The organism is Vreelandella aquamarina (assembly GCF_044805175.1).
GTDB classification, from domain to species: domain Bacteria; phylum Pseudomonadota; class Gammaproteobacteria; order Pseudomonadales; family Halomonadaceae; genus Vreelandella; species Vreelandella aquamarina_B.
The window spans coordinates 1,066,902-1,088,766 of record NZ_CP085232.1; the positions used below are offsets into that span (position 1 = coordinate 1,066,902).

Below are 21,865 nucleotides of genomic sequence, written 5' to 3' on the forward strand. Positions count from 1 at the left end.
CGGCCCACTGCTAAAGTGGGCCGACGTTTATTCTGAGATGGAAACCGAGCCTAACGTGACCACCGACACGCACTCATCCCGCATCGATACCCCACAAGACAACGCCCTTTCACTGACAGCGCTCACCGAGTCGCTGAGCCACGTCATGCTGCGTGATCAGGAGCGTCTCTCGCGTCGAGTGGCGGGCCTGCGGCGTCGGCAGCGAGAAAATAAGCCGATCGACCGTGGCTTGAGCGAGGTGCAGCGGGAAGTTGATAAAGCCAAGCAGCTGCTGGCCCAGCGGGAAGCGCTGCGCGTGATGTTGGATTACCCGGCAGAGCTGCCGGTGGTAGAGCGCCGTGAGGATATTCTCGCCGCGATTCGTGACCATCAAGTGGTGGTGGTGGCGGGGGAAACCGGTTCGGGTAAAACCACCCAGCTACCTAAAATATGCCTAGAGCTTGGCCGTGGCCGGAAAGGGGTGATTGGTCATACGCAGCCACGGCGGCTGGCGGCGCGTAGCGTCGCCGGGCGGCTGGCGGAAGAGTTGAGCGTGCCGCTTGGCGAACAGGTGGGCTATCAGGTGCGCTTTAATGACCAAAGCTCGCCCAGCACGCTGGTCAAACTGATGACCGACGGTATCCTGCTGGCTGAGACTCAGCACGACCCGCTGCTGCTGCGTTACGACACGCTGATTATCGACGAAGCCCACGAGCGCAGTCTTAACATTGATTTTTTGCTGGGCTATCTAAAGCGCTTGTTACCCAAGCGCCCTGATTTAAAAGTCATCATTACCTCCGCGACGATCGATGTCGAGCGCTTTGCAGCCCATTTCGGCACGCCTAAAGCCCCAGCGCCCGTGGTCGAAGTCTCTGGCCGCACGTTCCCGGTGGAGGTTCACTACCGCCCGCTGGTGCGCAGTGAAGAGGATGAGGAGGACCGCACGCTGCAAGAGGGGATTTTGCATGCCGTGCGTGAGGTCGAAACAATTGAGCGGGAAAAAGGCTGGCTGCATGGGCCTCGTGATGTGCTGGTGTTTCTACCCGGTGAACGGGAAATTCGCGAAACTGCCGATACCCTGCGCCGCGCTGATTTAAAAGGCACCGAGATTCTACCGCTCTATGCACGGCTCTCCAATGAGGAGCAAAACCGTGTGTTTGCCCCCCACCGCGGGCGGCGCATTGTGTTAGCTACCAACGTGGCCGAGACCTCGCTCACCGTGCCGGGGATTCGCTACGTCATTGACCCTGGCCTAGTGCGCATCAGCCGCTACAGCTACCGGGCGAAGATCCAGCGGCTGCCCATTGAGCCGGTCAGCCAGGCAAGCGCCAACCAGCGTAAGGGCCGTTGCGGTCGTATTGCGGAAGGCGTGTGTATTCGTCTTTACGATGAAGAGGATTTCCTGTCACGCCCCGCGTTCACCGATCCGGAAATCCAGCGCACCAACTTAGCATCGGTCATTTTGTCGATGCTGGCGCTCAGGCTCGGCAGTATCGAAGAGTTTCCCTTCGTCGACCCGCCCGACAGTCGCTTTGTCAAAGATGGCTTCCGACTGCTGTTCGAACTCGGTGCAGTCAATGAGAAGCACCAGCTCACCCCGCTGGGTCGCAAGTTGGCGAAACTGCCCATCGACCCCCGTTTGGCACGCATGGTATTGGCAGGTGCAGAGCGGGGCAGCCTCCGAGACGTGCTGATTGTCGTCTCTGCACTGGCGATCCAAGACCCGCGTGACCGGCCCGCCGATAAGCGCCAGGCCGCTGACCAAGCGCACCAGCGCTGGCACGATCCAGATTCCGACTTTGTCGCCCTGCTCAACCTGTGGCACGGCATCGAGAATGCCCGCGAGACGCTGTCGGGTAACCAGCTGCGCCGCTGGTGTCGTGAGCACTATATTAACTACCTGCGTATGCGTGAATGGCACGATACGTTCCGTCAACTGCGCCAGCTGCTGCGAGATATGGATATTGACGTGCCTGCGCCGCCGCCCCGTGATGAGAGTGAGAGCGAAGAGCAGGCCAAGCAAGCAAGGCGAAAAACGTCGGGCAAGCTGCATCAGGCGCTGTTATCAGGCCTGCTCTCCAATTTGGGTACGCTGCTGGAGAACCGAGAGTATCTTGGCGCGCGTAACCGCAAATTTATGATTCACCCAGGCTCGGGGCTGGCTAAGAAAACGCCTAAATGGGTGATGGCGTTTGAGCTAATTGAAACCACTAAACTATTTGCGCGCACCGTGGCCAAAATCGACCCGCAGTGGATTGAGCCCCAAGCGCAGCATTTGGTGAAACGTAGCTATAGCGAACCCCACTGGGAAATGAAGCGTGCCCAGGTGGTGGCGTTCGAGCAGGTGACCCTGTTTGGCCTACCGATTGTCGCGCGCCGCCGCGTTCATTACGGGCCGATTGCCCCCCAGGAGTCGCGGGAGCTGTTTATTCGACGGGCGCTGGTGGAGGGTGAGTTTCAGACAAAAGGGGAGTTCTTCGCCCATAACCGTGCGCTGATCGAAGAGGTGGAGGCGCTAGAGGATCGCGCCCGTCGGCGGGATATTCTGGTGGATGAAGAGACGCTGTTTGCCTTTTACGATGAGCGAATCCCCACTGATATCGTCAATGGTAAAGGCTTTGAGCACTGGCGGAAACAGGCAGAGCGTCGAGACCCTGCGCTGCTAAAGTTTGATATTGACGCGCTGAAAGCCCGGGATGCCCGCGACGTTACTCAGGCGCAGTATCCTGATCACCTTACGCTCGCTGGTGTCGCTTATCCGGTAAGCTACCATTTCGACCCGGATGCTGACGACGACGGCGTGACGCTCACGGTGCCTGCCGCCATGCTGCCGCAGTTGCCTGTCCATGCCTTGGAGTGGTTGGTGCCTGGGCTACTGCGTGAAAAGTGCATTGCGCTGCTGAAATCGTTGCCCAAAAGTATCCGCCGCCAGGTGGTGCCTATTCCTGACTGGGTCGATGCTGCGCTGGAAACCCTCGTGCCCGATGATCGCCCGCTCACCGAGGCGCTGGGAGAGTTTATCCGCCGTCGTACTGGCACCCGTGTTCACCCTGATGACTGGCGTTTTGACCTGTTACCGCCGCACTTAACCATGAATGTGAAGGTGGTGGACCACGCAGGCAAGCCGTTAGGGCAAGGACGCGATGTGCGTGCATTGGAGCGGCGCTTTGAAGAGGCGGCCAGCGCAGGTGCCCAGGCGTTGGCCGACCAGGCAAGCCAAGCCCCAATACTGGATGAGCTGCCAGAGTCCCCGCTGCCGGAGTCCCGTGTCACCACCCAGGCAGGTATTCGGGTGGAAGCCTATCCAGCGCTGGTGGCCGAAGCCAACAGCTTCAAGGTAGCGCTTTTCGACCATCCGGCGAAAGCAGCCGCTGCCCACCAAGATGGGGTCGCTCGTTTAGCTATTGCCAAGCAGCCTGAACAAGTAAAAGCGATTAAGCGCTTACCGGGCGTAGAAAAGTGCGCGTTACTCTTTGCTAAAGTGGGTAGTAAGCAGGCGCTAGTGGATGATTTACTGCTGGCGGTCTTTACCCAGGTAGTGGCAACACAGCCACTGCCACGCTCTGCCAATGAACTCGCCGAGCGGTTGAAGGCAACCGAAAGTGAGCTGGTTCCCTATGCAACGTCGCTGCTGGCTCGCATCGAAGAAGCACTGAAAGGGCATCTGGCAGTAACCAAAGTGCTGAAAGGTAAGCTCAATTTTGCTTTGGCACTGGTCTACAGCGATGTTAGCGCACAGATGCAGCGCTTGGTTTATCCTGGCTTTATTCGTGACGCTGGGGAGTGGCTTAGTGAATATCCACGCTATACAGAAGCGGCACTGATTCGACTTGAAAAGGCGGCCCGCGAGCGCGGCCGTGACCAAATGATGATGCAAGAGGTCCAAGCCTTAGAAGCGCGTTTCGATGCGCGGCGTAAAAGTGAGCGCAGGGGAGATGCCGAAGACCCCGAACTCGTCGCGTTCGGCTGGTGGATACAGGAGCTGCGGGTATCGCTGTTCGCCCAGCAGCTTGGCACGCAGATGCCGGTATCCGTGAAACGTTTGGAAAAGCGTTGGGAAGAGATTACCGGCGCCTAGCCAACAGCACTGACACTAAGGCAATGGTGGGGTGGACCTCCTTGCAACACGCCATTTTACCAACGGTTTCGGCTAAATGCCCTGAGGCCGCGATAAGGAGACAGGCATGACCAATGTAGTGATCACCGGTACAGGACTTTATACACCGGAAAACGCCATTGATAACGCGGCGTTGGTCGCTGCTTTTAACGCGTGGGTTGATCAACATAATGCCCAGCATGCGGATGCCATCGCGCGTGGAGAGCAAGAAGCGCTTGCTTACTCTAGCAGTGAGTTTATTGAGAAAGCTTCGGGGATTAAGAGCCGCTATGTGCTGGATGCCCAGGGGATTCTTGACCCCGAGCGTATGCGGCCTAAACTGCACCAACGCCAGAATGATGAGCCCTCTATTCAGTGCGACATGGCGACACAGGCAGCGCGCCAGGCGCTTGAAACGGCTCAGGTGGACGCAGCCGATATTGAGCTAGTGATTGTGGCTTGTTCAAACTTGGAACGCGCCTACCCAGCCGTTGCGGTAGAGGTGCAGCACGCGCTGGGAACCTCCGGCTATGGCTTTGATATGAACGTGGCATGCAGCTCTGCCACCTTTGCCCTGGAAACGGCGGCGAATGCGATTGCGTCAGGCAGCGTTAAGCGTGCACTGATTGTGAATCCTGAAATTTGTTCGGCGCATTTGAACTTTAGAGACCGTGACAGCCACTTTATTTTCGGCGATGCTTGTACGGCTATGGTACTGGAAAATAGCGATGTTGCCGTGGCCAATGAGCGTTATGAAATGCTGGGAACGCGGCTTGTCACTAAATTTTCCAATGCGATTCGCAATAATGCGGGCTTTTTAAACCGCGTGACCGATAGCGACCCGTTAGCAGTAGACAAGCTGTTTGTGCAGGAAGGGCGCCGTGTGTTTAAAGAAGTGTGCCCGATGGTCGCCAAGCTCATTACCGACCATCTCGCCTCGCTAGAGCTAACGGGGGCTGACCTGAAACGGATGTGGTTGCACCAGGCTAACCGCCATATGAATGACCTGATCGCACGTAAAGTCCTGGGGGAAGAACCCAGCGAAGCCCAGGCACCGATTATTCTAGACCGCTACGCCAATACTAGCTCAGCGGGATCAATTATCGCTTTCCATCTTCATCGAGAAGCGTTGGCGGAAGGAGATATTGGCGTTATCTGCTCGTTTGGTGCAGGTTACAGCGCGGGCAGTGTGGTATTACAACGCCAATAGTTAGCTGATCTTGCCGTCGGTTGTTAGGAATAGCGTTTTATGCTGAAAGAGGAAAGCGCATGCTGAAGTTGTTAGCCAAGCAGGCAAATACCCAACGTGCACGGCAGAAGCTGCTGCCCGTATTGCTGCTAGCCTCGCTAGGCATGAGTGGGTGTGCCAGTACGGTTTCGCAAGACAATACCGTTCCTCAGGAGGTAGTCTCGGCGCACCCCGAAGACCCTTGGGAGAGTTTTAATCGCCGCGTGTTTGCCTTTAACGATGTGCTAGACCGCTATGCGCTCAAGCCAGTGGCACAAGGGTATAAAACTGTCACCCCTGAGCCGGTACAAACTGGGGTAAGTAACTTCTTCTCTAACCTAAGCGAAGTGCGTACAGCGCTAAATAGCCTGTTACAGGGCAAGCCGGCCAATGCGGGGCTTGCAACCTCACGATTTTTGATCAACTCCACGGTGGGGATTGGTGGCTTGCTGGACTACGCCACATTGATGGAAATTACCGCAGATAAAGAAGATTTTGGCCAGACCTTGGCCGTCTGGGGCTGGGACGACTCGCGTTATTTAGTATTGCCCCTGCTTGGCCCCCGCACGCTCAGGGATGCCTCGGGTCTGCCGGTTGATATTGCAGCGCACCCCATCACGTACATGGATGATCATCAGCTACGTGCGGGTCTGACGGCACTTGATATTATTCATCTTCGGGCAGGGTTGTTAGACCAGGAGTCGTTGATTTCTGGTGATCGCTACCGGTTTGTTCGAGATGCTTATTTGCAGCGCCGCCAGTTTGAGGTCAATGACGGCGTGCTTGGTGAAGACCCGTTTGCCACGGATGATTTTGACTTCGACGATACCGACTTCGGTGACGACGATTTCGCCGATTGAGGCCTAACATGGATCACGCTAAGCAGTTGATCGCGGTCATCGACGAACCCGGCCCCGAGCGTGATGCGCTCGCTGAGGCAATCACATGCGATGGCATGTCGGTGTTTGCGACAGATGATATCGAACACTTGCCGGAAGGCACGGCGCTTATTGTTGCCCACGCCCGGGCAGTGCCACGCCAGCAGTGGACACAACTCACCCGCCGTTTACCCACGCTGGTGGTGAGTGATTCGCGCCAGGATGCAGATTTAATCAAAGCAATCGATATTGGTTTAGTCGATTACATTGTGCATCCCCTGCGCCATGCGGAGCTATTGCGCCGTATGATTCGTAAAGCCATTGAACTGCATCTCTTAGCCCTAGAGCGTGATCGTGATCGTGAGCGGCTAGCGGAACTCAATGAAAGTCTAGAAACCCACTTAGCGCTACTGCGCATGGATCAGCAAAGTGGTGGACTTATTCAACGCCGCTTGTTGCCAGTACACCCTAAAGTGATCAATGGTGTTTACTACGACTACTGGTTTGCACCATCGCTCTATTTGTCGGGTGACTTCCTCGACTACCAGCGCTACAACGACCGTTTTAGTGCGTTCTATTTTGCCGATGTATCGGGCCACGGGGCATCTTCGGCGTTTGTGACGGTGCTGTTGAAGTACCTGTGTAACCGATGGTTAAGTGAGTGGGATGGCCAGGCGCCTGAAAAGCTGCCCCCCAATTGGCTGGCGGCGATGAATCGCGAGCTTCAAGATACCGATATTGGTAAACACGCCACATTATTTGTTGGCGTTATTGACCATGAGGCACAGACTCTGCACTATTCGCTCGGTGCACAGCTTCCCATGCCCTTGTTGGCGGCTGATGGAAAGCTGGAGCGCTTATCCGGGGAAGGAATGCCTGTAGGTCTTTTCCCAGATGTGGAGTATCCTTCGCTTAGCTGTGCTTTACCGGCCAACTTTCGACTATGGCTGTGTTCAGACGGTGTATTGGAATGCTTGCCGGGTAAAACGCTCGACATGCGGCTCACGGAACTTGAGCAACTCGTTAGCGAAAGTGTCACGCTTGAGCAGCTGCGCGACCGGCTAGCCAAAACTAACTCGCTGTTGATAGAGGGCGACGTTGAGGATGAGGCGAACCAAGACCGCGATGCTTTACCCGATGACCTGACAATCATGATGGTGAGCGGATTTGGTCATGCTGATTGAAGAGGGCCGCATTAAGGCGGCGTTCGATTCTGGTGTTTTTATCCTAAAACTGTGTGGCGATGTGCGGTTAACGCTTTGTGCCACCCTTGATACCCAGGCGCAGCGCCTTGCTGAAACCCCTGGGCTGCAGGCGGTGATGATTGACCTGCGTGAAGCAACCAATGTCGACTCTACGGCACTGGGTTTTCTTGCCAAAGTGGCAATGGCGGTAAAAGGGCGGTTAGAGCATCCCCCGACAATTATCGCGGATAACCCCGATGTACGGCAGATGCTGGATGTAATGGGTTTTGCACGCTTCTTTACGTTAATGGAAGCACCGTTGCAGCAGGAAGAGGCATTCAATTCTGCGCTAGAAGAGTTGCCAGAAGTCCCCGCTGATGAAGAGGGGTTGCGCAGCCGTATTTTAGAAGCGCACCGTATTTTAATGCATATGAACGAGCATAATCGGGAGCAATTTCAGCCACTGGTTGAGATGCTTGAAGCACAAAATAACGTTGCCCAAAAATAAGGAGCCCCCTGGGCGTACTGCATCGCTAGGGGGCAAACGTGTTTGACGGTCACTTAATGTGACTTAAGTGCGGCGATGTGATTAGCCTTTGCGCAATGTGCTGAGTAGCTCTTCAAGCTTGCGCTGGTCGGCCATAAATTTGCGAATTCCCTCTGCCAACTTATCAGTGGCCATCTCATCTTCATTCATTGCCCAGCGGAAATCTGCTTGGTCTATCGGCTGCTCGGCTGAGCTGCTCGCCCCCATAGGCGTTAGCTGGCGCGGTAGTTTCCCTTGTAATTCATCTAGTTCATTAAGCAGCGCAGGGGAGATGGTCAGCCGGTCACAGCCTGCCAGGGCCTGAATTTCGCCTACGTTGCGGAAGCTAGCTCCCATGACAATTGTGGGGTAGCCGTGCCCTTTGTAGTAGTCATAAATGCGTTTAACTGACTGTACGCCTGGGTCGTTAGTGCCACTGAAATCGGCTTCTGGTGAGCGTGCTTTATGCCAATCGAGGATGCGCCCTACAAACGGTGAAATCAGTGTGGCACCAGCGTCGGCACAGGCTTGAGCCTGGGCAAATCCGAACAGCAGTGTGAGATTGGTACGAATACCGTCCCGTTCAAGCTGCCGGGCTGCCTGAATGCCTTCCCAGGTAGAGGCCATTTTGATCAAAATGCGCTCCGGGCCAACACCATATTCGGCATAACGCTCAATCAGCGAGTGCGCTTTGGCAATTGTGGCATCACGGTCAAACGACAGGCGAGCACTCACTTCGGTGGATACATAACCCGGTACCAGCTTGCTGATCTCGCTACCGATATCGACCGCAATACGATCAACGGCGTCGTCTAAATCGGTGCTCTCTTTGGCAATACTCGCTATGCGAGCGCGACGCTCTTCCTGCTGGGCGGCCTGCAGAATCAATGATGGGTTGGTCGTTGCATCCTGGGGCTGAAAACGGCGGATAGCCTCAAGGTCGCCCGTATCAGCAACCACGGTGGTCATCTCTTTTAATTGGCTTAATAGGCTAGTGGCCATGCAGTGCTCCTTGGTTGTCCTTGGGTTACTTTAGCAAGGGTGCCGCGTGACGAACAGAGACCGACAAATGAATTGAAATCGATTATGATTAGCGGCCTATCTATTCGGTGGGGCCTCCTGCCGTTTTCAGCCCATTTCAAGGATGCTTATGGAACTTAATCCTCGTCGGGTGGCGTGGTTGGTAGCCGCCAACACGGCGCTTGCACCTTTCGCGATTGATGCCTATCTGCCCGCCATCGGCATACTGGCAGAGAGTATTAACGCCAGCATTCACCATACGGAACTTTCGATTAGTATGTTTTTGTTTGGGTTTGCGCTGGGCCAGCTCTGTTTTGGGCCGCTGTCCGATCGTGTAGGGCGCAAGCCGGTTCTGCTAAGCGGGCTAGTGGTATTTATGCTGGCTAGCTTGATGATTACTACCGCCGACAGCCTAACAACGTTATTAATTTGGCGCTTTATTCAAGCATTGGGTGGCGGGGCTTGCGTGGTTAACTCAGCGGCTATTGTGCGTGACTGCTTTAGCGGCCGTGAGGCAGCGAAAGTGATGTCTACCATGGCAATGATTATGATGCTAGCTCCATTGGTAGCGCCTGCGGTGGGCAGCTTGCTGCTGTATGTGGCTGGCTGGTGGCTGATTTTCGTGTTTCTTGCAGCCTATGCAGGGTTTTTGATCTGGCTGTTAAGCACCCGCTTGCCGGAAACCCGAGATACCAGCTTACCCGCTGCGTCACCCCGCCAAGTAGTACGTAACTACGCTAGCGTGCTCTGCCATAAAGAGGGCATGGGCTATATCTGCGCGGTGGCGGCTTCATTTGCTGGGCTGTTTGCCTTTGTAACGGCATCGCCATTTTTATATTTGGACTATTTCTCGCTCTCGCCCAGCATTTACCCCATGGTATTCGGGGTGAATGTAGTGGTGATTGCACTCTCCAACCGCGTCAATATCCACCTATTGCGCAAACGCACTCCGCAGCAAAACCTGCGCCTAGGGTTGGCCGTTCAACTCATTGCCGCGCTGGGGCTTGTATTGGCTACGGCGCTTAACGTGGCATCGCTTTATGTCGTAGTACCGTTGGTGATGATGTTCACCGGTATGATTGGTTTGATTACACCGAACGCGATCTCTTCCTTATTGGACCATTTTGGTCATATCAGTGCCACTGCTACGGCGCTACTGGGGGGAATCCAGTTTAGCTGTGGGGCCTTGGCAGGTGTGCTGGTGGGGCTATTCCAGGTAGAGCACTTATGGCCTATGGTGCTGACCATGCTAGGCGCAGCGCTGCTGGGCAATATCGGCGTGAGAAAGCTTACCCAGGCCCCGGTGGTTGATGGAACACTGTGATGGATAGCCTGCTGCAGTGGTTAGAGATGCCCTTGGATAGCTGGCTAGCCTGTGCGGCAGTGCTGCTGCTAGGTGCCTTTGTGCAGCGGGCCACGGGCTTTGGCTTGGCGGTGGTTGGGGCGCCGCTGCTATTGATGATAGAGCCACGGCTGGTCCCGGTCATTCTGGTGCTGTTTGGCTTCACCGTCTCTTTAATGATGGTACGTCGTTATTGGCATGAGGTGAGGTTAAGGGAAATAGGCGTTGCTTTGCTTGGCCGCTTACCGGGTAACGGGCTAGGTATTTGGCTACTGCTGGCAGCGCCGATGGTAGTGTTGGAAAAGTTAATTGCTGCCATTGTGTTGTTTGCTGTGCTGGTAACGCTGTGTCGTTTTGAGCTTCCGGTTAATCGCTTGACGCTCTTTGTAGCAGGTATTCTCTCTGGCATTTTTGGCACGGTGGCCGCGATAGGAGGGCCGCCCATTGTGCTGCTAATGCATGGTTTCTCTCCAGACCGTATGCGCGGTAATTTGGCTGCTTTTTTTGTACTGACTTCGTTGTTGACCTTACTGACGTTGGCACTTGCAGGGCAAATCAGCGTTTGGCACTTCAAGCTAGCGATCACTTTCCTGCCCGCTGTCTTAATGGGTAATACGCTGGCTGATGCGATTGCTCATCGGTTGGATAAACCGCTGCTGCAGCGGCTGTCGCTAGGGTTATGTACTCTCGCGGCGCTTGGGTTGTTGTTATAGGCGAAGTAGCCGAACATAATACGCTGGCTGATGCGATTGCTCATCGGTTGGATAAACCGCTGCTGCAGCGGCTGTCGCTAGGGTTATGTACTCTCGCGGCGCTTGGGTTGTTGTTATAGGCGAAGTAGCCGAACAAAAAATTTGGCTGTTTTTTTTGATGTCATAAAGATGTCATCGAAGCAGTGCAAAGTACGTCGTGCGAAGGCCAGAACCCTACATCGACAGGAGTATTTCGCATGAACCGTATTCTAAAAACCACCGTCATCGCGGCGGCTGTAATGAGCGTTGCCGGTGTTGCACAAGCACGTGACCAGATTCGTATCGTCGGCTCCAGTACTGTTTACCCGTTCGCCAGCTACGTCACTGAAGAGTTCGGTGCGCTGACTAACTACCCGACGCCGGTTATCGAGTCTACGGGTTCTGGCGGTGGTATTCGTCTGTTCTGTAACGGTGTGGGCGAAGGTACGCCAGATATCACCAACGCTTCTCGTCGTATGAAGCCCTCCGAGCTTGAGCGTTGTGAAGAGAACGGCGTAACCGATATTACCGAAGCGAAAATCGGTTCTGACGGTATCGTTTTGGGCCTGGCGGCTACCAACGAGCCGATCGACCTGACCCTTGAGCAGATTTTCCTAGCGGTTGCCGCCCAGGTGCCGGTGGATGGCGAGCTGGTTGACAACCCCTACACCAACTGGAGCGACATCGACGCTTCTCTGCCGGATCGCGAGATCTCTATCTATGGGCCGCCCAGCACCTCTGGTACCCGTGATGCGTTCGAAGAGCTGGTCATGGAAGCCGCCTCTGCCGAGATGGAGATCTACGGTGAAGAAGGCTATACCGATATCCGTACTGACGGTGTTTACATCGACGCTGGCGAGAACGATAACCTAATCGTTCAGCGTCTGGCAGAAGACACGGGTGCGTTCGGTATCTTCGGCTACTCCTTCTTGGTCGAGAACCCAGACACCATCATGGGCGCCAGCATCAATGGTGTTGAGCCTGAAGTTGAAGCCATCAGCTCTGGCGAGTACCCGGTAGCGCGTTCACTGTGGTTCTATCTGAAGAACCAACACGCCGAAGAAGTGCCGCCGATGTATGAATACGCCAACATGTTCATGGAAGATCAGATGATCGGTGAAGATGGTTACCTGGTTGATATCGGCCTGATTCCTTTGCCGGAAGGTGAGCGTGAGCAGGCGCGCCAGAAAGTAGCTGACCGCGTTAAGCTGGTTGCTTCTGATCTGAAATAATCAATAGCGCCTAGTAACAATATAGTTACTAAGTAGCCGGTAGCTTCTGCTGCCGGCTACTTGTTTTTGGGTGGCGCTGTCTTTGTCATATTGCTGTCATGTTTTTACTCCAAAGTAGCAGCCAACACGATTTCATTAGGTGATGCGAGAGAAATTCGATGCAAACTAACCAGCTACTTTTACTCTTTTGCACAGTGCTCTTGCTGCTCGGGCTAGTGGCCTTCTTTATGGGGCGAGCGAAGGCAGCACGGGTGCGTGCTTCTGGCGCGGCAATGTTCGCTCAGCCTGACCAGTATGCGTGGTTTGCTGTTCTCTCAACGGCTGGGCCTGCGGTACTGGTCGGGGCATTAGGCTCTTTGCTGCTGTTGCTATTAGGTGCTGAGATACCGCCCATGTACTTGCTGGCGGCCAGCCTAGTGGTGGCCGCTGCCGGCTTGGCAGTGGGAGTATCCCAGGTTAAACCACACTTCCACGCGCGCCAGGCCATTGAGCGTGTTATCCGCTGGGTGTTGTCCGGTGCTGCGCTGATCTCGATTTTTACCACGTTCGGTATCCTGTTCTCGATAGTCTCTGAAGCGCTGCGCTTCTTCCAAATGCACAGCTTTTGGGAGTTTATTACCGGAACGACCTGGAACCCTGGTGCTAGCTTTCTAGCTGCTGCCGGTCGAGGCGATGGTAGCAGTGCACAGTTTGGTTCGGTGCCGCTATTTGCTGGTACCTTCATGATTACCGCTATTGCGCTGTTAGTGGCGGTACCTGTTGGCCTGCTTTCGGCCATCTATATGTCGGAATATGCCCCCCAGCGGGTGCGTACCATCGCTAAACCGGTGCTTGAGGTACTGGCAGGGATTCCTACCGTGGTATATGGCTTCTTTGCTGCCATTACCGTTGCTCCCATTATCGTTAATATCGCAGGCTTTTTTGGTCTGGATGCGTCTTATAACAACGCTGTTGCCCCAGGTATTGTGATGGGCATCATGATCATCCCGTTTATCTCCTCGCTCTCTGATGACGTGATTAATTCCGTGCCTGACAGTATGCGTCAGGGGTCATTAGCGCTAGGTATGACCAAAGGCGAGACCATTCGTGATGTGGTAGTACCTGCAGCGCTCCCCGGCATTATCTCTGCGGCTCTGTTGGGTATGTCCCGAGCGCTGGGTGAAACCATGATCGTGGTGATGGCGGCGGGTATGCGCCCCAACTTAACGGCTAATCCACTTGAAGATATGACCACGGTAACAGTACGCATTGTTGCAGCGCTGACGGGTGACCAAGAGTTTGAAAGCGCTGAAACGCTTTCAGCGTTTGCGCTAGGCCTCGTGCTGTTTGTGGTTACGTTAACCCTCAACCTTGTGTCTGTCTTAATGATTCGCCGCTTCCGTGAAAAATACCGCGTGAATAACCTGTAACGCCGAGGAACTGATTCGATGAGCCACTCTTTTGACGAGATCAGCCAGCAGCTAAAGCGGCGTCACCGTAAGTCGGCACGCCTGAAATGGGTTTCCATGGGCGCGCTGGGCTTAGCAGGCCTGTTCTTAGTGCTGTTCTTTGCTGATATGTTAAGTAAAGGATTGCCCGCTTTTCAGCAGGCCTATATCAATACCGAAGTTCGCTACACTGAAGAAGCTAGCCGCGATGGCCGCAAGGCCTTTGATGAGGAGCTACTGCCACTGATTAGCCGCACCGTTGTGCGCGTTATTCCGTTGCAGCTGCGTAATAACCCAGAAATGATAGGTACCTCTGAGCAGCGTTGGATGCTGGCTACCAGTGAGGTGGACCAGTACCTGAAAGGGCACCGTAACCGCCTGAGCGATGAAGAAAAGGCCGAAATTGATGAGCGCGTTGCAGCAGGGCAAGTAGATCTGCGTTTTAACAAAACGTTCTTCGGGTCGGGAGATTCGAAAATCGCCGAGAATGCCGGTATCTTGTCGGCGGTGGTCGGCACGGTCATGACCATGATCGTGACGCTGCTGATCTCTTTCCCCATTGGCGTGATGACGGCCATCTATTTGGAAGAGTTTGCGCCGGATAATCGCTTTACTCAGATCATTGAGATTAACATCAACAACCTGGCAGCGATTCCATCGATTCTGTTTGGTTTGCTGGGTCTGGCGATCTTCATCAACTTCTTCGGCGTGCCGCGTTCGTCACCGTTGGCAGGTGGTATGACGTTAGCACTAATGACGCTACCCGTGATTATCATTGCCACCCGTACCGCACTTCGTAGCGTGCCAGACTCTATTCGTCATGCGGCGTTTGGTGTGGGTTGCTCACGTTGGCAAGTGGTGCGTGACCATGTATTGCCGCTTGCGATGCCCGGCATTATGACAGGCTCTATCATTGGCCTGGCCCAGGCAATGGGCGAAACCGCGCCGTTGATTATAGTGGGCATGGTGGCCTTTATCCCTGATGTAGGCGCCTCTTTCACTCAGGCAGCAACCGTGATGCCCGCACAGATCTTTACCTGGGCAGGAGAGCCTGAACAAGCTTTCGTAGAAAAAACCGCTGGTGGCATTCTTGTGCTGCTGACTGTGCTGATTTCGCTCAACGCCTTTGCCGTTGTGCTGCGTAAGAAATTCGAGCGTCGCTGGTAAGCCGGCGCCCAAGAGGACATGTTATGAATAGCCAAGCACCCGTAATGAATCAGCAGAATGCACCGGATGTGGGTCAGCCTTATACGCGTAACGAGCAGGCGTGCCACGATCTCAGCATCCGCGTTCGTGACCTAAACCTGTGGTATGGCAAAACCCAGGCGCTGAAAGGTTTAAATATCGACCTATTCCAAAAGAACGTGACCGCACTGATTGGCCCTTCGGGGTGCGGTAAGTCGACCTTTCTACGCTGCTTGAATCGTATGAATGACCTCATCCCCAGTGTGCATATCGAAGGCCTGGTGGAAATGGACGGTCAGGATGTGAACGCGGCGAAAATGGACGAAGTAGCCCTTCGTCGTCGAGTGGGGATGGTGTTCCAGAAGCCTAACCCGTTCCCCAAGTCTATTTATGAAAATATCGCCTACGCGCCGCGTATGCACGACTTGGTAAGCCGTAAAGCCGATCAGGACGAGCTAGTTGAGAAGGCGCTGCGTGATGCGGGCTTGTGGAACGAGGTAAAAGACAAGCTGCAGGAGCCAGGTACATCGCTCTCCGGTGGTCAGCAGCAGCGTTTGTGTATCGCTCGGGCGATCGCAGTGCAGCCCGATGTGATCTTGATGGACGAGCCCACCTCAGCTCTTGACCCCATCTCCACGGCCACTATCGAAGACTTGATGGATAAGCTGAAAGAGAAGTTCACCATCGTGACCGTAACGCACAACATGCAGCAAGCGGCGCGCGTGGCGGATTACACGGCGTTCTTCCACCTGGGGGAAATCATCGAGTACAACGACACGAAAGTGATGTTCTCGACCCCGGCACAGAAGAAAACCGAAGACTATATTTCTGGCCGTTACGGCTAAATAGATCGCTGCTTTTGGGCCCGCTACCGTAGCGGGCCTTCAAGCAGCGTTTTTTTATCTACCAATATATGATTTTTCGTATATAAGCGGTAGGCTTTGGCTTTATTGCACATTTAGAGGGTCGACCTATGTCACTTCGCATCGGTATTAACGGATTTGGCCGTATTGGACGTTTAGCGCTGCGCAGCCTTTGGCCACAGGTAGCGGCAGGCGAGGTGACGCTGGTGCGCATCAATGACCCCGGTGGTGATGCAGCCACCTTTGCCCATTTATTGGAGTTTGATTCCGTTCACGGCCAATGGGCGCCAGGGCAGGGTATGACGGCTCGTCAGGATGCTATTGTCATTGATGGTCATGAGGTGGCCTTTAGCGCCCATAAAACCATTGCAGAGAGTGACTGGTCCGGCTGCGATGTGGTTATCGAGTGCTCTGGCAAAATGAAAAGTACTGATAAGCTGCGGGCCTATCTGGATCAAGGCGTCGGGCGCGTAGTGGTGAGTGCGCCGGTGAAAGAGGAGGGCGTGCTGAATGTGGTCGTTGGGGTGAATGACCATCTCTATGAGCCAACCAAGCACCGCATTGTGACGGCGGCTAGCTGTACAACTAACTGCCTAGCCCCAGTAGTGAAGGTTATTCTGGAAAACTTCGGTATACGGCACGGCTCCATGACCACCGTGCATGATATTACCAACACCCAAACCATTCTCGATGCGCCGCATAAAGACCTACGTCGTGCGCGGGCCTGTGGCATGAGCCTGATCCCCACTACTACAGGCTCCGCGAAAGCCATTACCGCTATTTTCCCTGAGTTGGAAGGCAAGCTGAACGGCCATGCGATTCGCGTGCCGCTGGCCAACGCTTCGCTCACCGATATGGTGTTCGAGCTTGAGCGGGAAGTGACGGTTGAAGAAGTGAATCAAGCGCTTAAAGCCGCTGCCGGTGGCCCCTTGAAAGGCATTCTTGGCTATGAAGAGCGCCCGCTGGTATCGATTGATTACCGTACCGATCCACGCAGTTCGATTATTGATGCGCTCTCCACCATGGTGGTCAACGGCACCCAGTTAAAGCTCTACGCTTGGTATGACAATGAGTGGGGCTATGCAAACCGTACCGCCGAGTTGGCCCGCATGGTTGGAGGGGAGCCGGTTAGCCGTGGCTGAGTCACTGCTGGGTAAGTTAAGGGCACTGCCATTTGAAGTGCGTCAGTACATGCTGATTACCGGTAACTACTGGGCGTTTACTATTACCGATGGCGCGCTGCGAATGCTGGTGGTGATGTACTTCCACCAGCTCGGCTACTCGCCGCTGGAAATCGCCATGCTGTTTCTCTTTTACGAAGCGTTTGGCGTAGTGACGAACTTGGTGGGCGGCTGGCTAGGGGCGCGACTGGGCTTGAACCGCACCATGAACGTGGGGCTTGGGCTGCAAATTGTGGCGCTCGCCATGCTGATGGTGCCGGCTGGCATGCTGACCGTTGTTTGGGTGATGGCCGCCCAGGCGCTGTCGGGCATTGCCAAAGACCTGAATAAAATGAGCGCTAAAAGCGCGGTGAAGGTGCTGGTGCCTGCCGATAGCGCCAATGCCAATAGTGCCCTGTACCGCTGGGTGGCGATGCTGACTGGCTCTAAAAATGCGCTGAAGGGGCTGGGTTTTTTTGTGGGTGGTGTACTGCTCACGCTGATTGGCTTTCGCGGAGCGGTCATCGTCATGGCGGTGATGCTGTGCGCGGTGTTGCTGTTATCGCTATGGCGTTTAAAAGCGGATTTAGGCAAACAGAAAGTAAAACCCAAGTTCTCCGAGATTTTTTCCAAGTCTCGCGCGATCAACGTGCTCTCTGCCGCGCGCTTTTGCCTGTTTGCCTCGCGGGATGTGTGGTTTGTCGTGGCGCTGCCGGTCTTTCTGTATGACCAGCACGGCTGGAGTCACTGGACCGTCGGCGGGCTATTGGCGGCCTGGATTATCGGCTACGGCGGCGTACAAACCCAAGCGCCAAAGCTCACCGCGCTAGTGAAGGGGGATGCTCGGGCGCTTACCGCGGGTTGGGCAGCAGTGCTTGTCATTCTGGCCATTCTGCTGGCGCTCCTCCCCCTTGCCCAGGTGGGGTGGCTGGTGGTGGGGCTGCTGGCGTTTGGCGTACTGTTTGCCGTGAACTCTAGCTGGCACAGTTATCTGATTGTTCACTATGCGCGGGCCGATGGCGTCTCTATGGACGTTGGGTTTTACTATATGGCCAATGCCATGGGGCGTTTGGTGGGAACGTTGCTCTCCGGATGGCTCTATATGGCATATGGCTTGAGCGCCTGCCTTTGGGTCGCTGCAGCCTTGGTGGCGGCAAGCTCCTTGATGGCGCTGGCACTACCACGACAAACGGCTTGATACTGGCACTTTTTCTCCCGTTGCCGCTCCTCCCGATAATGCTGCGCCATCTATATAAAGATGGCGCAGCTTCCACCACCCCTCGATGCCAATGCGTAGCCCTTGGTAGGCGAGCAAAGGGTCGATCCATAAGATAATGCTTTGATACTCATGGCGCTGAAAGGCTGCTGTATCGTTAGGCGTCTGCGCCTCGGCAACGGCAATATAAGCGGCGCCTCCGCAACAGCCGTGGCGAGGTGATCGTCTAACAGTAACGTGGCCGCCATGCTGCTTTATAAAAGCTATGGCGGCACGATCTATCTCAATGATAGTTGTCATAGATAGTTATTATGATAGTTGTCATAGGGTGGCGTTACGTAGCAGGGAAGTGCTGGCGTGTACTGTTCGCAATACGCACTAGCGCCAGCATCAGCGGTACTTCCACCAGCACGCCCACAACAGTGGCCAGGGCGGCACCCGACTGTAAACCAAACAGCGCAATGGCGGCGGCAACGGCAAGTTCAAAAAAGTTACTGGCACCGATCATCGCACCTGGCGCGGCAATGTTGTGAGGCACGTGCCACGCTTTAGCCCAGCCGTAGGCAATAAAGAAAATCAAACAGGTCTGCAGAATCAGCGGTACGGCAATAAGCACGATATGCAGCGGGTTATTCAGAATGACATCACCCTGAAAAGCGAAAAGCAGCACTAACGTAATAATCAGGCCTATAGGCGTGACGGGGCCAATACGCTTCATAAACACGTTGTCGTACCACTCGGCACCATGTTTGGTGATCAACACGCGGCGGGTGAAATAGCCAGCCAGCAGTGGAATGACAATATAGAGCACTACCGAGAGCAGCACCGTATCCCAGGGAACCTGAATATTGGAAATACCCAGTAGCAGAACGACAATTGGCGCAAAGGCAAACAGCATAATTAAGTCATTGAGCGCGACTTGTACCAGGGTGTAGGCCGCATCGCCTCGGGTGAGGTAGCTCCATACGAATACCATGGCGGTACAGGGTGCGGCGCCTAATAAAATTGCCCCCGCTAGGTATTGATGGGCAAGCTCGGTAGGCATCCAGGGCTTAAAAATAACCATGAAAAATAGCCACGCCAGGGCAAACATAGTGAACGGCTTGATAAGCCAATTGACCGTGGTGGTGATGGTTAGCCCTTTGGGTTGGCGGCGGACGCCGGCAATGGCGCTGAAATCAATTTGCGCCATCATAGGAAAGATCATTGCCCAAATGAGCACGGCAATAGGGATCGAGACTTGGGCGTACTCAAAGCGTGAAAGCGTTTCGGGCACTGCCGGGGCCACTTGTCCGAGGGTAATACCTGCCATAATCGCAGCGGCGACCCATATAGAGAGGTAGCGCTCAAAGAGCCCCATGTCGGCGCTACTGGGCGTGGTGTTTTCCTGGGTGGGCATGGTCACTCCTTGGCTAGATGGCGCGCTGGTTAACACGCTGGGAGAGTTCTTCAGTACTCTCTTTGCGTTCTGAGTACGACTGCAGGTCGCTGCGCTCGCGGATCAGTCGCGTTAGCTTCAGTGCGATAGTTCCCTTTGGAGAATCACAGCAATCGATAATGCTTATGATATATGTTTTTTCATATATTTCTAGCGAGTCACGCAACCTGCAATATTGCCGTCATTATCCAAGTGTATCTTGACGCTATGAAATTACATAAGAGGTTGTTTATTTATGTCGAAGCGTCGCGTGCTATTTCTCTGCAATGCCAACTCTGCACGTTCTCTCATGGGGGAAGTGCTGCTTCGCCATATGGCGGGTGACCGCTTTGAATCTTTCAGTGCGGGGGCGGAGCCCGACGAACCTCATGCGTTGACTTTGGAAGCCTTGCGCAAACAAAAGCTGCCGACAGAAGGGTTGCATAGCAAGTCGTTAGAGCAGTTTGAGAATGAAGAGTTTGATGTGGTGATTGTGCTATGTGACAAAGCCCAGCAGGCGTGTCGTGAATGGAAGGGCAGCGCTGTGGAGATTCTCTTCTGGGACATTCGCGACCCTCGTCTGATGAGCAAGTTAGACGCCTATGAACAAGCACTATTCGAAATCCGCCACCGCTTACAGCTATGGCTGCCGCTGCAAAAAAACTGATCATTCACATTTTGACGGGACGCACTATGAAATTGATCAATAACCTGAGTGTTAAGGCAAGCTGGACGCTGGTATTAGTGACCTTCACCTGCCTTGTGTTGACGATTGGCGGCTTAGGTCTTTTTGCAAATCACTTTGGACGTGATGCCTTTACCTCATTACAGCAGAGGGATATGGCCCAAGTACGAGAGTTGAACGGTGCTTATACGCAGCTACTGCGTGCCAGAGTGCAGATGAATCGTGCTGCTGAGCTGATACGCACGCCCTCTTTTGACCGCCCTGAACCGCTCTTAGAAGAGGCCGAGCGGTTATTGCAATCATCAACGGCTCAGTTTGATGCTTTTCAGGCGAGTTTTCCTGAAGGTGAGCGGCCTGAGTTAGTCGACCAGTTAGCCAGTGATTTTCAATCGTTAGTCAGTAACAACCTTAGCCTGCAAATGATGTTGCTAGAGGAGCGAGATGTGCGCGGCTTCCTCTCCGGTGAATCCCGTGTAGATAGTAGTAGTCAGCAATTTGTTAACACCGCAGAGGCATTCTACGGCTACTCATTAGCTCGTGGTGCTGGCTTGCTTGAACGCTTTCAGCGAGTCTCGTCATGGCTTTTTTTGGGGGTGCTTAGCGTTGTTGTAATAGCACTATTGGTTGTTGCGTTTGTTGTTTGGGGCGTGCGCCGTAATGTGCTTCAGCCACTACGGGTTATTACTCAACACTTTAAGCGTATCGCCAATGGCGATTTATCATCCCCAATAGAAGCGCATGCCAACAATGAAATTGGTATGCTGTTTAGCGAGTTGGCTCATATGCAGCGCTCGTTGACGACGACTGTGAATCGCCTCAATAACAGTAGCCAACAGGTGTATAGCGATAGCCAAGCCATGGCGACACAGAGCCAGCAGCTAGCGGGGCAAACCGACTCTCAAGTGTCGGCGCTTCAGCAAATGGCTGCGAGCCTTGAGCAGTTGACTGCCACGGTGAATCAGAATGCTGAAAGCGCAGCGCATGTTAACCGTTCTACTACTGATGTCGCCTATAAAGCGCAGCAGGGTGATCAAGTGATTGCTCAGTTTATTGCTACGATGCAGTCGATCAATGAACACTCTGAAGAGATTCAAACTATTATCAACGTGATCGAGAGCATTGCATTCCAAACGAATATTCTGGCTCTGAATGCATCGGTTGAGGCTGCCCGTGCCGGTGAACATGGGCGCGGATTTGCGGTGGTGGCTAGTGAGGTGCGTGCACTAGCAACACGTAGCGCCGAGGCTGCTCATGATATTCGTGCACGCATTGAGGCGTCACGGAAAAGTGTTGAGCGAGGAAGTGAACTCTCCCAGCAGGCAGGGGAGCATACTCGCGCCATTATGCAGGCCGCGACCCAGGTGGAGCACCTGATGGCGCAAATGGCCAAGGCATCGGAAGAGCAGCGTCGCGGTATTGAAGAGGTCAACATTGCTGTGACCCAAATTGACGCCACCACTCAAGATGCAATGCAGCTTGTTAACCAAACCGCGCACAGTGCAGAAGGCTTGACCCAGGAAGCGCTGCAGATGCGTGAGTACGCTGGCCAATTCCGTATCGCTGAAACCTCCTCGGCGACTCAAACTGAGGAACCCGAGTGGGCTAACCAGTCGTTAAAGCAGTTGGATTGGGAAGCTATGGCAAACGTTGAGATTAGTGGCCACCAGAGCGATATGCGCGCCCTAGCTTAAACGCT

18 protein-coding genes are annotated in these 21,865 nt (G+C 54.4%); 15 read left to right on the top strand and 3 right to left on the bottom strand.

Features of this window, described 5'->3' with window-relative positions; all coding sequences use genetic code 11:
- The first annotated feature begins 37 nt into the window (after positions 1-37).
- From hrpA to LG300_RS05035, 5 genes are all read left to right on the top strand, one after another.
- Positions 38-4,057 carry an ATP-dependent RNA helicase HrpA gene (gene hrpA / locus LG300_RS05015; protein ID WP_404377989.1) on the top strand — a complete coding sequence of 1,340 codons (4,020 nt, stop codon included), beginning with the start codon at positions 38-40 and terminating at the stop codon, positions 4,055-4,057.
- A gap of 106 nt (positions 4,058-4,163) precedes the next feature.
- Positions 4,164-5,285 (top strand): beta-ketoacyl-ACP synthase III, encoded by a 1,122-nt coding sequence (locus LG300_RS05020; protein WP_404377294.1) that lies wholly within the window; start codon positions 4,164-4,166, stop codon positions 5,283-5,285.
- 59 nt (positions 5,286-5,344) lie between these two features.
- Positions 5,345-6,163, top strand: coding sequence for a VacJ family lipoprotein (locus LG300_RS05025; RefSeq protein WP_404377295.1), 819 nt, complete (start codon positions 5,345-5,347; stop codon positions 6,161-6,163).
- Between the two features lie 8 nt (positions 6,164-6,171).
- A complete protein-coding gene (locus tag LG300_RS05030) occupies positions 6,172-7,365 on the top strand; it encodes a PP2C family protein-serine/threonine phosphatase (RefSeq protein WP_404377296.1) in 1,194 nt (397 codons plus the stop codon).
- Positions 7,355-7,873, top strand: a complete 519-nt coding sequence (locus LG300_RS05035) for an STAS domain-containing protein (protein WP_404377297.1) — start codon at positions 7,355-7,357, stop codon at positions 7,871-7,873. The genes LG300_RS05030 and LG300_RS05035 overlap by 11 nt, the downstream gene beginning before the upstream one ends.
- An 81-nt stretch (positions 7,874-7,954) precedes the next feature.
- Here the strand turns inward: LG300_RS05035 and tal are convergent, their stop codons facing one another.
- Complete coding sequence (gene tal, locus LG300_RS05040; RefSeq protein ID WP_404377298.1) at positions 7,955-8,893, bottom strand: transaldolase; 939 nt, start codon at positions 8,891-8,893, stop codon at positions 7,955-7,957.
- A gap of 148 nt (positions 8,894-9,041) precedes the next feature.
- Here tal and LG300_RS05045 point away from each other — a divergent pair, with 148 nt between their 5' ends.
- From LG300_RS05045 to arsJ, 8 genes are all read left to right on the top strand, one after another.
- Positions 9,042-10,235 carry a multidrug effflux MFS transporter gene (locus LG300_RS05045; protein WP_404377299.1) on the top strand — a complete coding sequence of 398 codons (1,194 nt, stop codon included), beginning with the start codon at positions 9,042-9,044 and terminating at the stop codon, positions 10,233-10,235.
- Entirely contained in the window at positions 10,235-10,966 is a 732-nt protein-coding gene (locus LG300_RS05050; RefSeq protein WP_404377300.1) for a sulfite exporter TauE/SafE family protein, read from the top strand. The genes LG300_RS05045 and LG300_RS05050 overlap by 1 nt, the downstream gene beginning before the upstream one ends.
- A 236-nt stretch (positions 10,967-11,202) precedes the next feature.
- Entirely contained in the window at positions 11,203-12,216 is a 1,014-nt protein-coding gene (locus LG300_RS05055) for a substrate-binding domain-containing protein (RefSeq protein ID WP_404377301.1), read from the top strand.
- 158 nt (positions 12,217-12,374) lie between these two features.
- Complete coding sequence (gene pstC, locus LG300_RS05060) at positions 12,375-13,625, top strand: phosphate ABC transporter permease subunit PstC (RefSeq protein ID WP_404377302.1); 1,251 nt, start codon at positions 12,375-12,377, stop codon at positions 13,623-13,625.
- An 18-nt stretch (positions 13,626-13,643) separates the two neighbouring features.
- On the top strand, positions 13,644-14,810 hold the full coding sequence (gene pstA / locus LG300_RS05065) for a phosphate ABC transporter permease PstA (RefSeq protein WP_404377303.1): 1,167 nt from the start codon (positions 13,644-13,646) through the stop codon (positions 14,808-14,810).
- 23 nt (positions 14,811-14,833) lie between these two features.
- Complete coding sequence (gene pstB / locus LG300_RS05070) at positions 14,834-15,673, top strand: phosphate ABC transporter ATP-binding protein PstB (RefSeq protein WP_404377304.1); 840 nt, start codon at positions 14,834-14,836, stop codon at positions 15,671-15,673.
- Positions 15,674-15,801: 128 nt separating this feature from the next.
- The gene (locus LG300_RS05075; protein ID WP_404377305.1) at positions 15,802-16,833 is read left to right on the top strand and encodes an ArsJ-associated glyceraldehyde-3-phosphate dehydrogenase; all 1,032 of its coding nucleotides are present in this window, start codon (positions 15,802-15,804) and stop codon (positions 16,831-16,833) included.
- Positions 16,834-16,882: 49 nt separating this feature from the next.
- Complete coding sequence (gene arsJ / locus LG300_RS05080) at positions 16,883-18,049, top strand: organoarsenical effux MFS transporter ArsJ (RefSeq protein ID WP_404377990.1); 1,167 nt, start codon at positions 16,883-16,885, stop codon at positions 18,047-18,049.
- On the opposite strand, the gene LG300_RS05085 is transcribed toward arsJ, so the two are convergent.
- Both LG300_RS05085 and arsB read right to left on the bottom strand, forming a co-directional pair.
- Complete coding sequence (locus LG300_RS05085) at positions 18,029-18,367, bottom strand: CC/Se motif family (seleno)protein (protein WP_404377306.1); 339 nt, start codon at positions 18,365-18,367, stop codon at positions 18,029-18,031. The genes arsJ and LG300_RS05085 overlap by 21 nt on opposite strands.
- A 34-nt stretch (positions 18,368-18,401) precedes the next feature.
- Positions 18,402-19,466: an ACR3 family arsenite efflux transporter gene (gene arsB, locus LG300_RS05090; RefSeq protein WP_404377308.1), complete on the bottom strand. Its 1,065-nt coding sequence runs from the start codon at positions 19,464-19,466 to the stop codon at positions 18,402-18,404.
- 274 nt (positions 19,467-19,740) lie between these two features.
- Here arsB and LG300_RS05095 point away from each other — a divergent pair, with 274 nt between their 5' ends.
- Both LG300_RS05095 and LG300_RS05100 read left to right on the top strand, forming a co-directional pair.
- Positions 19,741-20,151, top strand: a complete 411-nt coding sequence (locus LG300_RS05095; protein ID WP_404377310.1) for an arsenate reductase ArsC — start codon at positions 19,741-19,743, stop codon at positions 20,149-20,151.
- A 26-nt stretch (positions 20,152-20,177) separates the two neighbouring features.
- Positions 20,178-21,860 (top strand): methyl-accepting chemotaxis protein, encoded by a 1,683-nt coding sequence (locus LG300_RS05100; RefSeq protein WP_404377311.1) that lies wholly within the window; start codon positions 20,178-20,180, stop codon positions 21,858-21,860.
- Positions 21,861-21,865: the final 5 nt, after the last annotated feature.

Bases quoted from the DNA above. Each gene is read 5' to 3' on its own strand.
- hrpA (WP_404377989.1), top strand. From the start codon at position 38: ATGGAAACCGAGCCTAACGTGACCACCGACACGCACTCATCCCGCATC.
- LG300_RS05020 (WP_404377294.1), top strand. From the start codon at position 4,164: ATGACCAATGTAGTGATCACCGGTACAGGACTTTATACACCGGAAAAC.
- LG300_RS05025 (WP_404377295.1), top strand. From the start codon at position 5,345: ATGCTGAAGTTGTTAGCCAAGCAGGCAAATACCCAACGTGCACGGCAG.
- LG300_RS05030 (WP_404377296.1), top strand. From the start codon at position 6,172: ATGGATCACGCTAAGCAGTTGATCGCGGTCATCGACGAACCCGGCCCC.
- LG300_RS05035 (WP_404377297.1), top strand. From the start codon at position 7,355: ATGCTGATTGAAGAGGGCCGCATTAAGGCGGCGTTCGATTCTGGTGTT.
- tal (WP_404377298.1), bottom strand. From the start codon at position 8,893: ATGGCCACTAGCCTATTAAGCCAATTAAAAGAGATGACCACCGTGGTT.
- LG300_RS05045 (WP_404377299.1), top strand. From the start codon at position 9,042: ATGGAACTTAATCCTCGTCGGGTGGCGTGGTTGGTAGCCGCCAACACG.
- LG300_RS05050 (WP_404377300.1), top strand. From the start codon at position 10,235: ATGGATAGCCTGCTGCAGTGGTTAGAGATGCCCTTGGATAGCTGGCTA.
- LG300_RS05055 (WP_404377301.1), top strand. From the start codon at position 11,203: ATGAACCGTATTCTAAAAACCACCGTCATCGCGGCGGCTGTAATGAGC.
- pstC (WP_404377302.1), top strand. From the start codon at position 12,375: ATGCAAACTAACCAGCTACTTTTACTCTTTTGCACAGTGCTCTTGCTG.
- pstA (WP_404377303.1), top strand. From the start codon at position 13,644: ATGAGCCACTCTTTTGACGAGATCAGCCAGCAGCTAAAGCGGCGTCAC.
- pstB (WP_404377304.1), top strand. From the start codon at position 14,834: ATGAATAGCCAAGCACCCGTAATGAATCAGCAGAATGCACCGGATGTG.
- LG300_RS05075 (WP_404377305.1), top strand. From the start codon at position 15,802: ATGTCACTTCGCATCGGTATTAACGGATTTGGCCGTATTGGACGTTTA.
- arsJ (WP_404377990.1), top strand. From the start codon at position 16,883: ATGCTGATTACCGGTAACTACTGGGCGTTTACTATTACCGATGGCGCG.
- LG300_RS05085 (WP_404377306.1), bottom strand. From the start codon at position 18,367: ATGACAACTATCATTGAGATAGATCGTGCCGCCATAGCTTTTATAAAG.
- arsB (WP_404377308.1), bottom strand. From the start codon at position 19,466: ATGCCCACCCAGGAAAACACCACGCCCAGTAGCGCCGACATGGGGCTC.
- LG300_RS05095 (WP_404377310.1), top strand. From the start codon at position 19,741: ATGTCGAAGCGTCGCGTGCTATTTCTCTGCAATGCCAACTCTGCACGT.
- LG300_RS05100 (WP_404377311.1), top strand. From the start codon at position 20,178: ATGAAATTGATCAATAACCTGAGTGTTAAGGCAAGCTGGACGCTGGTA.